13 protein-coding genes are annotated in these 15,965 nt (G+C 63.5%); 8 read left to right on the top strand and 5 right to left on the bottom strand.

Annotation, left to right across the window (positions count from 1 at the left end; genetic code table 11):
* The first annotated feature begins 3 nt into the window (after positions 1-3).
* The 6 genes from PQR42_RS07145 to PQR42_RS07120 are packed head-to-tail and all read left to right on the top strand — an operon-like array spanning position 4 to position 9,504.
* Positions 4-1,251 (top strand): efflux RND transporter periplasmic adaptor subunit, encoded by a 1,248-nt coding sequence (locus tag PQR42_RS07145; protein ID WP_408204541.1) that lies wholly within the window; start codon positions 4-6, stop codon positions 1,249-1,251.
* Between the two features lie 12 nt (positions 1,252-1,263).
* Complete coding sequence (locus tag PQR42_RS07140; protein ID WP_408204542.1) at positions 1,264-4,482, top strand: efflux RND transporter permease subunit; 3,219 nt, start codon at positions 1,264-1,266, stop codon at positions 4,480-4,482.
* A 1-nt stretch (position 4,483) separates the two neighbouring features.
* Positions 4,484-6,022: an efflux transporter outer membrane subunit gene (locus PQR42_RS07135; RefSeq protein ID WP_408383292.1), complete on the top strand. Its 1,539-nt coding sequence runs from the start codon at positions 4,484-4,486 to the stop codon at positions 6,020-6,022.
* Positions 6,019-7,326 carry a paraquat-inducible protein A gene (locus PQR42_RS07130; RefSeq protein ID WP_408383294.1) on the top strand — a complete coding sequence of 436 codons (1,308 nt, stop codon included), beginning with the start codon at positions 6,019-6,021 and terminating at the stop codon, positions 7,324-7,326. Before PQR42_RS07135 ends, PQR42_RS07130 begins: the two co-directional genes overlap by 4 nt.
* Entirely contained in the window at positions 7,319-8,920 is a 1,602-nt protein-coding gene (locus tag PQR42_RS07125) for a PqiB family protein (protein WP_408383296.1), read from the top strand. The genes PQR42_RS07130 and PQR42_RS07125 overlap by 8 nt, the downstream gene beginning before the upstream one ends.
* Entirely contained in the window at positions 8,917-9,504 is a 588-nt protein-coding gene (locus tag PQR42_RS07120; RefSeq protein ID WP_408383298.1) for a PqiC family protein, read from the top strand. The genes PQR42_RS07125 and PQR42_RS07120 overlap by 4 nt, the downstream gene beginning before the upstream one ends.
* A 154-nt stretch (positions 9,505-9,658) precedes the next feature.
* Here the strand turns inward: PQR42_RS07120 and PQR42_RS07115 are convergent, their stop codons facing one another.
* The 4 genes from PQR42_RS07115 to PQR42_RS07100 form a co-directional block, all read right to left on the bottom strand.
* Positions 9,659-10,042: a hypothetical protein gene (locus tag PQR42_RS07115; RefSeq protein WP_408383300.1), complete on the bottom strand. Its 384-nt coding sequence runs from the start codon at positions 10,040-10,042 to the stop codon at positions 9,659-9,661.
* Between the two features lie 73 nt (positions 10,043-10,115).
* Positions 10,116-10,559 (bottom strand): hypothetical protein, encoded by a 444-nt coding sequence (locus PQR42_RS07110; protein WP_408383302.1) that lies wholly within the window; start codon positions 10,557-10,559, stop codon positions 10,116-10,118.
* 174 nt (positions 10,560-10,733) lie between these two features.
* Positions 10,734-11,558 carry an isocitrate lyase/PEP mutase family protein gene (locus tag PQR42_RS07105; protein ID WP_408383304.1) on the bottom strand — a complete coding sequence of 275 codons (825 nt, stop codon included), beginning with the start codon at positions 11,556-11,558 and terminating at the stop codon, positions 10,734-10,736.
* Between the two features lie 363 nt (positions 11,559-11,921).
* Entirely contained in the window at positions 11,922-12,824 is a 903-nt protein-coding gene (locus PQR42_RS07100; RefSeq protein ID WP_408204548.1) for a LysR family transcriptional regulator, read from the bottom strand.
* A gap of 131 nt (positions 12,825-12,955) precedes the next feature.
* Here PQR42_RS07100 and PQR42_RS07095 point away from each other — a divergent pair, with 131 nt between their 5' ends.
* Positions 12,956-13,870 (top strand): nitrilase-related carbon-nitrogen hydrolase, encoded by a 915-nt coding sequence (locus tag PQR42_RS07095; RefSeq protein ID WP_408383305.1) that lies wholly within the window; start codon positions 12,956-12,958, stop codon positions 13,868-13,870.
* Positions 13,871-13,890: 20 nt separating this feature from the next.
* On the opposite strand, the gene PQR42_RS07090 is transcribed toward PQR42_RS07095, so the two are convergent.
* The gene (locus tag PQR42_RS07090) at positions 13,891-14,727 is read right to left on the bottom strand and encodes a LysR family transcriptional regulator (protein ID WP_408493596.1); all 837 of its coding nucleotides are present in this window, start codon (positions 14,725-14,727) and stop codon (positions 13,891-13,893) included.
* Positions 14,728-14,957: 230 nt separating this feature from the next.
* Here PQR42_RS07090 and PQR42_RS07085 point away from each other — a divergent pair, with 230 nt between their 5' ends.
* Positions 14,958-15,923, top strand: a complete 966-nt coding sequence (locus PQR42_RS07085) for a sugar ABC transporter substrate-binding protein (RefSeq protein ID WP_408204550.1) — start codon at positions 14,958-14,960, stop codon at positions 15,921-15,923.
* Positions 15,924-15,965 lie beyond the last annotated feature (42 nt).

Below are 15,965 nucleotides of genomic sequence, written 5' to 3'. Positions count from 1 at the left end.
CCCATGAAATCTGCCAGCCTCTCGATCTCCCCGTCACGCGTCCGGTCGACCCGCGCCTGTCTGGTACTGGCCGCGCTCGCCTTGTGCCTCACTGCGTGCCATAAGGCGCCGACGCTGCCGACAGCCGGCCCGATCGAGGTCACCGTGATGCCGGTCAAGCAAGCCGACACGCCGGTCGATTTCGAATTCACCGCGCAAACGCAGAGTTCGCGCGAAGTCGAAATTCGCGCGCGTGTAGACGGCTTTCTCGACAAGCGGCTCTATACCGAAGGGCAAATGGTTCACACGGGGCAGACGCTGTTTCTGATGGACTCGAAGCCCTTCGACGCCGCGCTGCAAACCGCCAAAGGCCAACTCGCGCAGCAGCAGGCGCGGCTGACCGTCGCGAAGGCGAATCTCGCGCGCGTGATTCCGCTGGCCGCGCAAAACGCACTGAGCCAGAAGGATCTCGACGACGCGACCGGCAACGAGAAGCAGGCGGCCGCCGCGGTGATCGCCGCACAAGGCCAGGTGCAGACGGCGCAGCTCAATCTCAGCTACACGACCATCAAGTCGCCGCTCAACGGCTTGTCGAGCTTCGCCAGGCAACAGGACGGCAGCTTCGTGACCGCTTCTGCATCAGGTCTGCTGACCTACATTTATCAACTCGATCCGATGTGGGTCAACTTCAGCATTTCAGAAAACGAGTTATTGAGGTACCGCGATGAGGTCGAAAAAGGCCACCTGCGTTTTCCCGCCAATAACGATTTCGAAGTGACCTTGATCATGGCGGACGGCAGCGAGTTTCCGAACCACGGCCATATCAACTTCATGAATCCGGCCTTCAGCACGGAGACCGGTACCTTTCTCGTGCGCGCGTCGTTTGCCAATGCGCAGGGCACGTTGCGCCCCGGTCAGTTCGTGAAGGCGCGCGTGTCCGGCGCGTCCCGCCCGAATGCGATTCTGGTGCCGCAACGCTCGGTCCTGCAGGGCGCGAAGAGCCACTTCGTGTGGGTCGTCGACAACGACTCGAAGGCGCATCAGCGCGTCGTGGAAGTGGGCGAGTGGCATGGCGACGACTGGTTCATCACCCAGGGACTGCAGCCGGGCGAACGTGTGGTGGTCGACGGCGCGATCCGCGTGGCCGCCGACGTGCCGCTGAAAATCGTCGCGGCGCCGGCCGCGCCCGCTGCGCTCAACGCGCCGGCCGGCGGTAAAAGCAGTTCGAAGGAGTCCCCGCCCGCCGCGACTGCCACCACTGCCGCGCAGTAAAGGGACCGCGAGATGAACCTCTCCCATTACTGCATCGACCGGCCGATCTTCGCGTCGGTGCTTTCGATTGTCATCACGCTCGGCGGCGCGGTGGCCATGCTGAATTTGCCGATCGCACAGTATCCGGACGTCACGCCGCCGCAGATCACGATCTCCGCCACCTACCCCGGCGCCAGTGCCGACGTGGTGGCCAACAACGTGGCCGCACCGATCGAGCAGCAGGTGAACGGCGCCGACAACATGATCTACATGAACTCGTCGAGTTCATCGACCGGCAACCTGACGATCAACGCGTTCTTCCAGATCGGCACCAATCCGGAACTCGCGCAGGTGGATGTGCAGAACCGCGTGAATCTCGCGCTGCCGCAATTGCCGACTTCGGTGCAGTCGCAAGGCATTCAGGTGCAGAAGAAGTCGTCGGCGTTCATGATGGTGATCTCGATCTATTCGCCGAGCGAACGCTACGACGCGACCTACATCGCCAACTACGCGAACATTTACGTGCTCGACGCGCTCAAGCGCATACCCGGCGCGAATCAGTCGGCTATCTTCGGCACGCCGGACTACGCGATGCGGATCTGGCTGAAGCCCGACCGCATGGCGCAGCTCGGCATCACGGCGGGCGACGTACAGAAAGCGGTCGCCAACCAGAACCAGCAATTCGCCGTGGGCCGTCTCGGGCAGTCGCCGACCGGCGCGCCGGTCGAGCAGTCGTTCGCTGTGACCACGACAGGCCGTCTGAACGAACCCGCAGACTTCGACAACATCATCATCCGGGCGGCGAGCGGCGACGCCGCCATCGTGCGGCTCAAGGACATCGGCCGCGCCGCGCTGGGTCAGAAAGACTATTCGATTCGCAGCCGCTACCAGGGCAAGCCGGCCACCGTTATCGCGGTGTACCAGCAGCCGGGCGCCAATGCGCTCGACGTGTCGAAGCAGGTGCGCGCGACGCTTGCGGAGATGCAGAAGAGCTTTCCGGAAGGCCTCGAATACAGCATCGCGATGGACACGACGGAGTTTACGCGGGCGTCCATTTCGGACGTCGTGCACACGTTTTTCGAAGCCCTCGTCCTCGTCGTGATCGTGGTGTTCGTGTTCCTGCAAAGCCTGCGTGCGACGCTGATTCCGGTGATCGCGGTGCCGGTGTCGATCATGGGCACCTTTGCGGGGATGCTCGCGCTCGGCTTCTCGATCAATATGCTGACGCTGTTCGGCATGGTGCTCGCAATCGGCATCGTGGTGGACGACGCGATCGTCGTGATCGAGAACGTCGAGCGGAACATGAGCGTGCACAAGCTCAGTCCGAAGGAGGCCGCCAAGCGCGCCATGGACGAAGTGGCGGGCCCGGTGGTGGCGATCGTGCTGGTGCTGTGCGCGGTGTTCGTGCCGGTGGCGTTCCTCGCTGGCATCACGGGGCAGTTGTACAAGCAGTTCGCGATCACCATTGCGATCTCGGTGGTGCTCTCGGGGCTGGTTGCATTGACGCTGTCGCCGGCGCTGGCGGCGCTGCTGCTCAAGCCGGGCCACCATGAAAAGAAAGGCTTCTTCAGGTGGTTCGACAGAAACTTCGCGAAGATGACGGATCACTACACCTCCGTCGTCAAGCTGGTGATCAAGCGCTTCGCGATCGCGCTATTGCTGTTCGTCGGCATGATCGCGCTGGCGGTGGTAATGATGCGCTCGATTCCGACCTCATTCCTGCCGCCAGAGGACCAGGGCTATCTGCTCGGCGCGATCATCATGCCGGACGCGGCGAGTCTCGATCGCACCGGTGACGTGTCGCGACACGTCACCGATTACTTCATGAAGCAGCCGGCGGTGAGCAGCGTGACGATCGTCGACGGCTATAGCCTGCTCGACAGCCAGAACAAGAACAACGCCAGCACCTTTTTCATCGGCTTCAAGGGTTTCGACGAGCGCTACAAGTTCGCCAACATCAAGACCCAGAATGCTCGTGCCGTGTTGATCGACGCCTATGAGAATCTCTCGAAGATCAAGGAGGGGATCATCCTGCCGGTCAATCCACCGTCGATTCCGGGGCTTGGCACGACGGGCGGCACCGAGATGTGGATTCAGAGCAAGGGCGACGCGACCACCACGCAGCTGGCCGGCGTGGTGGACGATTTCGTCGCGAAGGCGAAGAAGCGGCCGGAGCTGTCGCGTGTCACGTCCACGTTCAACGCGTCCTCACAGCAGTTGCTGGCCGACGTGGACCGGGATAAATCCGAAACGCTCGGCGTGCCAATCGAAGAGGTGTATAGCGCGATGCAGACGATGTTCGGCTCGCTCTACGTCTCGCAGTTCAACCGTTCGAGTCGGCTGTGGCAGGTCATCTTGCAGGCCGAACCTGCATACCGTTTGACGCCGATGGATCTGAGCCAGTTGTACGTGCGCAGCAAGACGAACAGCATGGTGCCGCTCAAGGCGGTGATAACGACGAAGTATGTCACCGGGCCGGATCTGGTCACGCGCTTCAACAACTTCCCCGCTGTGAAGATCACAGCTAACGCCGCGCCTGGCTACAGCTCCGGGCAAGTCATCAGCACACTGGAGGAAGTGGCCGAAGAGGTGATGCCGCCTGGTTATGGCGTGGGCTGGAGCGGTGAGGCGTACGAAGCGCGGCAAGCGGGCAGTACCTCGGGGCTGGTGTTTGCGTTCGGTCTCGTGATGGTGTTCCTGATTCTCGCCGCTCAATACGAGAAGTGGAGCCTGCCGTTCGGCGTGTTGATGGCGGTGCCGTTTGCCTTGTTCGGTGCGTTGCTCGCGATTCTTTTGCGTGGCCTTGAAAACGACGTGTACTTCCAGATCGGCTTGACGATGCTGGTCGCGCTGGCGGCCAAGAACGCGATTCTGATTTTCGAATTCGCCGTGCTCAATCGCGAATCGGGCGAGTCGGTGTACGACGCGGCCGTCACGGCGGCCACCGAGCGCCTGCGGCCGATCGTGATGACCTCGCTCGCGTTCATTCTCGGTTGCGTGCCGCTGGCCGTCGCGCTCGGCGCGTCGGCCAACAGCCGGCACTCGATCGGCACCGGCGTGATCGGCGGCATGCTCGGCGCGACGGTGATCGCCGTGTTCTTCATCCCGATGTTCTTCTACGTGCTCGAGACGATGTCGGAGAAGAGTGGCAAGAAGAACAAGCCGGGCGAGAGCGGCGGAGCAGTGGTCGTGCCGCCGCCGGGTTCAGGCGGCCCCACGACCACGCCGTCCGCGCAACGTGAGGGTGACTGACATGCGAGGCCTCGCGTTCCCGCTGCGTTTAGCCCCCGCGTCGCTGCTCGCCCTGGCGCTGAGCGGCTGTCTGTTCGGCCCAGACTACGTGCGCCCGACCGTGGCGACGCCCGCGAACTATCGTTTCGCAGCCGGTGAAACCGTTGAGGTCGCCAATGCCGCCTGGTGGGAGCAGTTCAAGGACCCGGTCCTGAACGATCTGATTCTGGCCGCGCTCGCGGACAACAAGGACGTGAAGATCGCCGCCGCCCGCGTCGACCAGTTTCTCGGCCAGTTCGTGACGACGCGCTCGGCACTGTTTCCGCAGATCACCGCGGGCTTCGACGCCTCGCGTCAGCGTGCGTCCATCGCGGGCTTGAACACGCTGCCCGCCGGCGTCAGTCCGGTCTTCAACCAGTTTCAGGCGCCGTTGATGGCGGCCTGGGAAATTGATCTGTTCGGACGGGTGCGGCGCGAGACCGAATCGGCGCGCGCGAGCCTGCTGGCGAGCGAGGAGGGCCGTCGCGCGACGATTCTTTCGCTGGTCGCTTCGGTGGCCACCGCTTACATCAATCTGCGCGATCTGGACCAGCAACTGGCCATTGCCACGGCGACGACCGAGAGCCGCGCGGGATCCGTCAAGGTATTCCAGGCGCGTTTTTCAGGCGGCGACGTCTCGCAGATGGAACTCGCGCAGAGTCAGTCCGAATATGAAGCGTCGCTCGCCACGATTCCGCAGCTCGAAACACAGATCGCCCAGCAGGAAGACGCCTTGTCGGTCCTGCTCGGGCGCAATCCGGGTCCGATTCTGCGTGGCCGGGACCTGACCGACCTCACGCTGCCCGCCGTGCCGGCGGGTCTGCCGTCCGATCTGCTCGAACGCCGGCCCGATTTGCTGCAAGCCGAGCAGAATCTCATCGCCGCCAATGCCCTGATCGGCGCCGCACGTGCGCTGTATTTTCCGCAAATCTCGCTGACTGGCCTGTTCGGCACCGCCAGCGGGCAATTCTCGAAGCTCTTCACCGGACCTGCGCGCATCTGGTCGTACGCGGGCTCGCTGACGGTGCCGATCTTTACCGCAGGCAGCATCAGCGGCCAGGTGAGTCAGGCGGAAGCGCAGCAGCAACAGGCGTTGTTCCAGTATCAACAGGCCATCCAGACCGCGTTCCAGGAAGTTGACGACGCGCTGATTGCCGTGCAGAAGTCGCGTGAACAACTGGTGGTCCAGGGGCGCCAGGTGGATGCGTTGCGCACGTATGCGCGGCTCGCCAGGCTGCGTTTCGAAGGGGGCTATACGAGCTACATCGAGGTGCTCGATGCCGAGCGCAGTCTGTTCAACGCGCAGCTCAGCTACACGCAAACCAACGGTCTCGTATTCAACTCGCTGATCAGTCTTTATAAGGCGATGGGTGGCGGCTGGGTTGTCGAGGCGGAAGCCATGACGGGCAGAGTCATGGGGCAGGGACCCGGCGTGCAGACGAGCAAGCAGGCCGCCAATCAATCGCCAGCTGAGTCGGCAAGTCCGGCACCGGCGCCGGCCGCCACGGAGCAGCCGAAATGACCACGGTGACCAACGCGCCCACTGTCACGCCTCCGCCGGCCGAACCCATTTCCCTGGTTGCCTGCCACGAATGCGATCTGCTGCAGCGTGAATCCGAAGTGCGTGGCAACGGCACGCTTCGTTGCTGCCGCTGCCACGCGGAACTCTATCGCGCGCATCCGGACAGCACTGACCGCGCGCTCGCTTTTACGCTGACCTGCATCGTGCTGTTCGTCATCAGCAACCTTTATCCGATCGTCGGGCTGGCCGTCAACGGCGACCTGGTCGAAACGACGTTGCTCGGCGCGGTGCGCGTGCTCTACAAGGACGGCATGTGGCCGCTCGCGGGCCTTGTGCTCGCGACGACCTTCCTGATGCCCCTGATGCAGATGACGAGCATGGCGTATCTGCTGGTGCCGATGTGGCTGAAGCGCGCGCCGTATCACGCCGATCTCGTGTTTCGCCTGATGCATCTGGCGCAGCCATGGGGCATGACCGAGGTGCTGATTCTTGGCATGCTCGTGGCGCTGGTCAAGCTGGCGCACATTGCCAGCGTCGTGCCGGGCGTCGCATTGTGGTCGTTCGGCGCGTTGATGCTGTTGCTCGCGGCCGCTGCCTCCGCGTTCGACCCGCGCGCGCTGTGGCAGCGCATGGGCGGCTTCGACGATACGGCCTCCCGCACTGAGGCATCCGCCGCCGCTTCGGCTCATACGGCCCTGCGTTGCGGGCTGCTGAGTTGTCACAGTTGCGGCCTGCTGGTGAAAGCGACGTCACACGGGCACGGCGCAAGTTGTCCACGCTGCGGCTCCCATCTGCATGCGCGCAAACCCAACAGCATCGCGCGCACCTGGGCGTTCCTGATTGCCGCGGTCGTGCTGTATATCCCCGCCAATGCGCTTCCAGTGATGAACACGAGTTCGCTGTTCGGCTCCGAGAAGGACACGATCATGAGCGGCGTCGTCTATCTCTGGACCTCAGGCTCGTGGCCGCTTGCCCTGGTGGTGTTCATCGCCAGCGTCGCCGTGCCGATGCTCAAGATTCTTGCGCTCGTCTACCTCGTGATCTCCACGCAGCGGCGCTCGGTCACGCTCGTGCAGCAGCGCACCCGCATCTATCGGCTGGTTGAACTGGTGGGCCGCTGGTCGATGCTCGATATCTACGTCATCACCATTCTTGTTGCGCTCGTGCAGTTCAACGCGCTTGCCACGATCCAGGCGGGACCGGCCGCGATTGCATTCGGCTCGGTGGTCGTGCTGACGATGTTCGCGGCCATGTCGTTCGACCCGCGTCTGATCTGGGACGCGACGGAGGATCACCATGTCTAGGCCACCCGAGCTACCCGAAGCGGTGGCGACGCCGCGCTCGCGCTGGCGCATGCAGGTGGTGTGGCTGGTGCCGCTGATCGCCGTGCTGATCGGCGGCTGGCTCGCGGTCAAGGCGATCCTCGAGCAGGGCCCGACCGTCACCATCAGTTTCGAAACCGGCGAAGGGCTCGAGGCGGGCAAGACCAAGCTCAAGTTCAAGAATGTGGATATTGGCCTGGTCAAAAGCGTGACCTTGTCGAACGATCATCGAAGCGTGGTCGCCACCGCCGAGCTCTCGAAAGATGCCACTGGCCTGCTGGTGGACGACACGCGCTTCTGGGTCGTGCGTCCACGGATTTCAGGCGGCACGGTCTCGGGCATCGGTACCTTGCTATCCGGTTCGTTCATCGGCATGGACGTGGGTACTTCCACCAAAGCGCGGCGCAGCTACGTCGGGCTCGAGTCGCCGCCGGTGTTCGCGAGCGGTGTGCCGGGGCGTGAATTCGTACTGAAGGGCACCGATATGGGCTCGCTCGATATCGGCTCGCCGATCTATTTCAGACGGCTGCAAGTCGGGCAGATCACATCGTACAAGCTCGACGACAATGGTAAGGGCGTGACGATGCATGTCTTCGTCAATGCGCCATACGACAAGTACGTGCAGATCGATACGCGCTTCTGGCAGGCGAGCGGTATCGACGTGTCGCTCGATACGAACGGTGTGAAGATCAATACGCAATCGCTGGTGGCGATCCTGATCGGCGGACTGGCGTTCGAGTCGCCCGACGACACCGCCGACGAGCCGCCAGCCGCCGCGAACACGACGTTCGATCTGTTCTCCGACAAGGCGGAGGCGATGAAACGCCATGACCGGATCATCGACAGGTACGTGTTGAATTTCAAGGAATCGGTTCGCGGATTGACCGTCGGCGCGCCGGTCGATTTTCTCGGCATCGTGGTAGGCGAAGTGGCGGCCATTCATACAAGCTTTGATCCCGTCACCAAGCAGTTCAGCATCCCGGTCGACATCAAGCTGTATCCGGAGCGCATCACATCGCGCTTCGCGTCAGGCCCGATCGGCGGCAGGGTGACCAACGACCGGCAGAAACTTGCTCAAGCGCTCGTCGATCATGGCCTGCGGGCACAATTGCGTACCGGCAACCTGTTGACTGGCCAACTTTACGTGGCGCTCGATTTCTTCCCGAACGCACCCAAAGCGAAGGTGGACTGGAGTTCGGACCCGCCCGCGTTGCCGACTGTCGCAGGCGGATTGCAATCGCTGCAGGATTCGGTGACCACGCTCATCGCCAAGCTGAACAAGATCCCATTCGAAGCGATCGGCAAGGACGCGCATCAGACGCTACGTGACGCGGATGCGCTGCTCAAGCGGCTCGATTCGGAAGTCGCGCCACAAGCTACACAGACCCTTGCAGCGGCGAAGTCCGCGCTCGATTCCGCGAACAACGCGCTGCAGCCGGATTCCGCGCTATCGCAAAACACCGGCGACGCGATGAAGGAACTGGCACGCACTGCGGCGGCCTTCCGTACCTTGGCGGACTATCTCGAACGCCATCCAGAGGCGCTGATCCGGGGCAAGCTGGAGGATAAAAAATGAAGCGCCTTTCGCTATCCGTCGCCGTGGCACTCCTTGCCGGCATGCTGTGCGCTTGCGCTTCATCGCCGAAAGCCGACTTCTATACGCTGAGCCCGGTGGCGCCGCAGGCAAGCAACCCACCCGCAACGCCGGTCACGGTGCTGATCGGTGTGGTCACCGTGCCTGAACTCGTCGACCGGCCACAACTCGTGGTTCGTACCGGCGACAACAAGGTCGATATCAATGAATTTGCCCGCTGGGCCGATCCGCTGAAAAGTCAGATTCCTGGCGTGATACGCGCCGATCTCGCGCGCTTGCTGAACAGCCCGCTGGTATCGACCTACGCGATCGGCGGCGATCCGGCGTCGGCTTTTCGGGTCCAATTGGATGTTCAGCGCTTCGATGCGGCGCTCGGCGGCGCTGCGACGGTCGACGTGTTGTGGTCGGTACTCCCGCCAGGGAAAAAACCGCTGCTAAGCGGACGAAGCACGGTCCGTGAGCCTTGCGCCGGCGCCGGCTTCGATGCGGTAGTGGCTGCATACAGTGCGGCGCTGGCAACGGTGAGCCGCGATATTGCCGCTGCGATCCGTCCGGTTTCGCCCTGATTCGCACCCGTGCGCGATGCCGGGCGAACGACATTTCAAAACTTGATACCTACTCCCGCAAAGACTGCGGGCGGCTCGGCTACGGCTGGACCATCGACGCCGGGGCGCAGGCGCAAATTCCCGGGTGATTCGTCTAGTCGAGCGGCGTGAAGCGCTACGTTTTCGGCAGCTTGGATTTCTTGCCGCGCGCTCGCGGCTTCGGCTCGACGCCCACGCGCGGATCGCGGGCGAGCACCAGCGCCGTCAATTGTTCGGCGACGGTTTCAAACGCGGGATCGTCTTGCGGTATGTAGAGCCATTTGCCGAGTACCGGATGCGGCCGCAAAGCCGGCATTTCACCGATGAGCGCGGCGTGGCGCTCGTGCGACGTGCACACCAGCAGGCCGTTCCACGGCTTGTCGCGATCCGCGGCAATGAGGCACAAGAGCCCGTCGATATAGGCGGCGTCGCTGCCGAACATCCGTTTGCTGATGTAAGTCGGATCGCGTTCGAACGCGTCGAAGATCCAGATGAGCGAGTTGCGCACGGATGAGGGCATCGGCGTGAAGTCCTTGACGACGTGGGCGATGAGGAGCGAAAAGCATAGCACCACGCCGCTCGGCCGCCCTCCGTCAATCGGTGCAGATCACCGCGGTCAGCAGCAACGGAATGACCGAGTGCACCTTGGCGGTGCTTCCGGCCGCGCGCACGCGCTTTTCGACCGACTCGCTCGGCGCGGATAGCACCGCGCCGTATAACGGGCCCGCGAGTGCCTGGCCGCGGCCTTTCTTGAACATGCCGTCGTCCGGCTCGTAGCCGAGCACGGCGTAGACGCGAAAGCCGAAGACGGTCATGTCGCTGCCGTGCACGGGACGAAACGCGTTGACGGAGTTCGTGTCGACCCGCATGGGATTGGACTCGATGTAGTTGTCGTCGATGAGTTGCGTGATGAAGGCGTGGGGCCGCGCCTGGCAGTCGAACTGTGCGTCGAGCGCGTAGGCATGCGAGGCCGGCGGGCAGAAGCCGACGCTTGAGACGAGGAGTGCGGCAAGCACTCTGAAAGGACGAGGTTCCATGGCTGACGGCCCAAACTGCGGGCGTCGGCAGGCCAACGCACGCTAGCCATTAGTCTCTCATGGCTGTGTGAACAGCGTACGTGCGTCAGCGAACCATGGCGATGGCGCAGCCACATCCGGTCTGACGCCCGATCAGCGCCTCGACGGTCTTGCTCCTCGCCACCTCTTCAAGCCTCACGCACGGTTCTGGAACAGCTCATTGAGTTGCGAGCCCGGCGCCGCGCCGGCAAAGCCGTCGAAGCGGCCTTGGGCGAGCGACTGCGCCGCCTGCATGAAACCGCCCCACGCCGCGCGGGCCAGCGCGCCGCCGACGCTGATGCGCCGCACGCCGAGCGCGGCCACGTCCTGCAGCGTGAACGCCGACGTTGAACCGATCAGCAGATTGACGGGCTTCGGCGCCACGGCGGCGACCACGGCCTCGATCTGCTCGCGCGTCTGAATGCCCGGCGCGTACAGACAATCGGCGCCGGCCTCGGCATAGGCCTTGAGGCGCGCGATCGCGTCGTCGAGATCGGGCGAGCCGGCGAAGAAGTTCTCCGCCCGGCCGACCAGCAGCGTATCGCCGCCGTTTTCGTCGATGGCGCGGCGCGCGGCGCTGATCCGTTCGACGGCGACCTCGATGGGAAAGAGCGGCGCGGCGGCGTCGCCGGTGGAGTCTTCGATCGACAGGCCGGCCACGCCGGTCTCGACGGCGAGCCTGACGCTTTCCGCGACCTCGTTCGGCGTGCTGCCGAAGCCGTTCTCGAAGTCCGCGTTGACGGGCAGGTCGGTCGCTTCGACGATCTTACGTAGATGCGCAAGGATCGCGTCGCGAGGCAAGCTGTTGTCGGCGTGTCCGGTGGACCAGGCAAAGCCGGAACTGGTCGTGGCGAGGGCCTGGAAGCCGAGCGTATGCAGATAGCGCGCGCTGCCGGCATCCCACGGATTGGGCAGGACGAAACAACCGGACGTGTGCAGTGCTTTGAACGCGGCGCGCTTCTCGGCGACGGTGCGGGACATGGCGTATCTCCTGAAAACGGGCGAGCCTGAGCTGCCCGTACTGGTTATGCGACCTCGAGGTCCACGACCGGGAAGTCGGTTTCGGTGTCCGCTGGACGCGGGTCGGCGGCGTGGCGGAGCCGCTTGCGGCGGGTCTCATCATCCGTGAAATTTACTCTTTTGTGTGCGACATACGTATGTTCGGAGCGGCTTCGCCGCTCGCCAGCCTCGTGACTGCTCTGTGTTTGCGGGCTTCCCGTCAATGCGACGGCGTTAGCGCGCTTTTCGTTGGGTCAACGATAGAGGAACGGACCTGCGGGTTCACGCTGAAAAATGATGGATTTCCCTTGACGGCCGTGCGCGCCACGCCGGACGACGTATTAGTTACTGGGCCGGCGCAGTGGAACCGGCACGCAGCGACTTCTTCGCCGCGCGAACGAACGCTACGAAATTCGCCACCACGGGATCGTCGCGCGTGGTCTGCCATGCCAGTCCGACACGCCAGCGGGCGGCGGCATCGCGCAACGGCAGCACCCTTGCGTCGCGTAACAGGTATTGCGCGCGCGAGGGCAGGAATGCCGCGCCGACGCCCGCCGCCACGCCGGCGAGAACCGATTGAATGTCGTCGGCTTGCTGGATCACCTTGGGCACGAAGCCATGTTCACCACACCAGTGGTCGATTTGTGCCGCGAGGCCAGGACCGCGTCCGCGTGACAGCGCGATGAAGCCGGGCTCGTTCAATTCCTGCAGATTCGAAGGAACGCGTTTCCAGCGCGCGTACTGCGGTATCGCCAATGCCAGGGCCTCGTCGAGTATCGGCAACGTCGACAGGCCGGCGTCGGCGGGCAAGCGCAGGAACCCGACGTCGAGCTTGCCGGCGAGAAGCCGCCGGGTTTGCTCCGCGGAAGAAAGATCGTTGAGCGTGACGCTGACATTCGGATGGAGCTTGCGAAATTGGGCGATCAGTTGCGGCGCCTCGGTCAGGGTCGAAAGTCCGAGGCCGACGCGCAGATAGCCGCGCGTGCCGCTGCTTGCTTCGCGCGCACGCGCAAGGATGTTGTCCGCGTCGCGCACCAGTGCCTCGGCGTCGGCGAGAAATGCTTCGCCGAAGATCGTCAGTTCCGCGCCGTGCCGGCCGCGCTCGAACAGCCGCGCGCCAAGGCTCGCTTCCAACGCCACGATCTGCTTGCTCAGAGCGGGCTGGCTGACATAAAGCGCTTCGGCGGCGTGCCCGAAGTGGCGGAGTTCAGCGACGGTCAGAAAGGCGCGCAGGAGTTTGAGTTCCATTCCACGAAGTGATTGAACGCATAGAATTTTTCATTTTACTTATCGAAGGGGGAGCGGTCCAATGGTGGCGTTCCATTCATCCGGTCGTGAAGATGTTCTCCTCCACTGTTCCATCGCTTCGCGTTGCAGCTATGTCGCTTGTTTCACGTCCCGGCGACGCGGCGCATAACGTCGCGCGCATTGCGGATTGCCTGGCGCTTGCGGTTGATAAAGATATCGGGCTGGTGGTATTTCCGGAGAGTTGTATCGGCGGCTGCGGGAGCACGGCAAAGCTTCATCGCGCCGAACTCGACGCGCTTGCCGAGCCACTCGACGGACCGTCGATCCGCGCGGTGGCCGATGCGGTCGAACGCTCCGGCGTGGCCGCCGGTGTCGGGATCGTCGAGCGTGCAAGCGATGGGCGGTTGTTCAACAGCTACGTGGTGTGCCTGCCGGGTGGCGTGCGCCATTGCCATCGCAAGCTGCACGCGTTCGGGCATCGGCGGGTCAGCAGCGGCGACCGGTTCACCGTGTTCGATACGGTGTGGGGCGTTCGCGTGGGCATCCTCATCGGTGGTGACAATTATCTGGTCGAGAACATGCGCATGACGGCGCTCATGGGCGCGACGCTGCTGATCGCGCCGCACCGCAGCGACGGCGCAAACCGGACCGGCGATCGGCGAACGCGGTCGGTTTCGATGGAGCAATCGTTGCGCCGCTTGCTGCCGGCCCGAGCAGGCGACAACGGCATGTTCGTTGTCTTCAGCGAAGGCGTGGACGTCGACGGCCCGGAACAGTCGAGCGGCGCAGGGATGATCGTCGATCCATGCGGCCGCGTGCTCGCCGAGAGCAGCGCGCGAGACGCACTCATTTCCGCCGATCTGGACAGGGACCTGATCGACGCAAGTGCGGGGCAGCAATGGCTCACGGCCCGCCGCCCGGAACTCTACGGTTTACTGACCCGATCCGGCCATCAAGCGGCGGATTTCGAGCCACGCAGCGCCTCTTCCCGAGGCGCGATCGCGCTCAGCTTCGCGCAGGTCAGCCGCAATCGGCCGATACGCTAGCCTTCGTTTGTCAGGCGACGTTAGCGGAAGATTTCGGCAATCAGGTTCGCCACGGTCCGGATCCGCTCACTGTCGCGCAGAGCCGGATGCAACACCATCCACACGTCCTGATCGAGCGCCTTGATGTGCTTCTCCACGCAGACGAGATCGCTGGTCGTGTCGCCGGCTAGCTGGGCGAGTATGCCGAGTCCGGAGCCGCCCAGCACGCCGTCGAACACGCCCATGCCGTAGCTGCTGCGAAGCGACGGCGCGGGCGCACCGGGCAGCGCCTTCAGCCATTGCGTCGCCGGATGGTCCGGTTGACGGTCGTCGTAGCCGACGAACGACAGCTTGTCCCACTCCTTCTTGACTATCGCCGCTTTGTGGCGGAGATAGTAATCACGCGAGCCGAACAGCCCGAAGCGGATCCTGCCGATGCGGCGAACATACAGGTCACCTTCTTCCGGGCACTCGGACCACAGGGCGATGTCCGCCTCACGCCGCGCAAGGCTGTACGGGCGCCGAGATGTCAGCACTTCGATCGCGAGCCCGGGCAGCCGGTCCTGAAACGAGCCGAGCAGCTTCAGCAGAATGTACGACGGCCATTCGACGGCGTTGATCCGTACCGTGCCATGCGCGGGTGCACCGCCGTTCACGTCCGCGGCGCGTTCGATCTGGTGCGCCAGATCCTCCATCTGCTCCGCCCAGGCCAGCACCTTGGCGCCGAACGCCGTCACGGTACAACCCGACGGCACCCGGTCGATCAACGGTTCGCCCAGCCGCCGTTCGAGCTCCGTAAGGCGGCGCGACAGGGTCGGCGCGCTCAGGTCGCACGCCGCGGCGGCCGATCGCATGGTTCCCTCGCGGGCGATCGCCACCAGAATCCGAAGGTCGTCCCAGTCCACGTGTTCCATTTTTTGAAACGATAGGTTTTGAAATTTGGCATAGCATAACGCAGTTCGCGAGGATAGGATTGGAGCTGGCCATACTTGCCCGGCATCACGCGAAAGACCTGAAGGGTTGAGCAAGTGGTGGCAAGTGCGGCGTTCCTACCCATCACACGACTCAACGGCTCTCAGTAGACCGAACGAGCGATACGGAGACATCAATGATTCGCCATTTCCTACCGGCGCGGCGTCGCGCCATCGCAGCCGGCGCAGCCTTCCTTGCCGTGTCGATTTTGCCGATGCCCGCGGCATTCGCCCAGGCCGCCCATAAACCGAAAGTCGCGCTTGTCATGAAGTCGCTGGCAAACGAGTTCTTCCTGACCATGGAAACGGGCGCCAAGGATTATCAGAAGCAGAATCCGGCGAAATTCGACCTGGTCACCAACGGCATCAAGGACGAGACGGACACCGCGAATCAGATCCGCATCGTCGAGCAGATGATCGTCTCGAAGGTCGACGCGCTGGTGATCGCGCCGGCTGACTCGAAGGCGCTGGTGCCGGTTCTGAAGAAGGCGGTCGATGCCGGCATCATCGTGGTCAACATCGACAACAAGCTGGACAACGACGTCCTCAAGTCGAAAGACCTTAATATCCCGTTCGTCGGGCCGGATAACGCCAAGGGCGCGCAGAAGGTTGGCGACTACCTGGCCAAGCACCTGAAGTCGGGCGACAACGTCGGCATTATCGAAGGTGTCACGACCACGACCAACGCGCAGCAACGCACCGCCGGCTTCAAGCAGGCCATGGCGTCGGGCGGCATGAAGGTCGTCGCGTTGCAATCGGGCGAGTGGGAAATCGACAAGGGCAACGCCGTGGCGAGCCAGATCCTCAACGCGAACCCGGACGTGAAGGCATTGCTGTGCGGCAACGACAACATGGCGATCGGCGCTGTGTCGGCCGTGCGCGCGGCCGGCAAGGCGGGCAAGGTGCAGGTCGTCGGCTATGACGACATCAACGCAATCAAGCCGATGCTCAAGGACGGCCGCGTACTCGCCACCGCCAATCAATACGCCGCCAAGCAGGCGGTGTTCGGCATCGACACGGCTCTGAAGGCGATCTCCGAACATAAGAAGCAGTCTGAATTGTCCGGCGTCGTCGAAACGCCGGTCGATCTGGTCACCAAGTAAGATTGGTGCAACGCGTGGCCCGCTCCGTCCAGGGGCCACGCG

Source organism: Paraburkholderia sediminicola (assembly GCF_046027355.1).
Classification (GTDB): domain Bacteria; phylum Pseudomonadota; class Gammaproteobacteria; order Burkholderiales; family Burkholderiaceae; genus Paraburkholderia; species Paraburkholderia sediminicola_B.
Note: the sequence above shows the minus strand (reverse complement) of the source record. Positions and strands in the feature narration are given on the sequence as shown.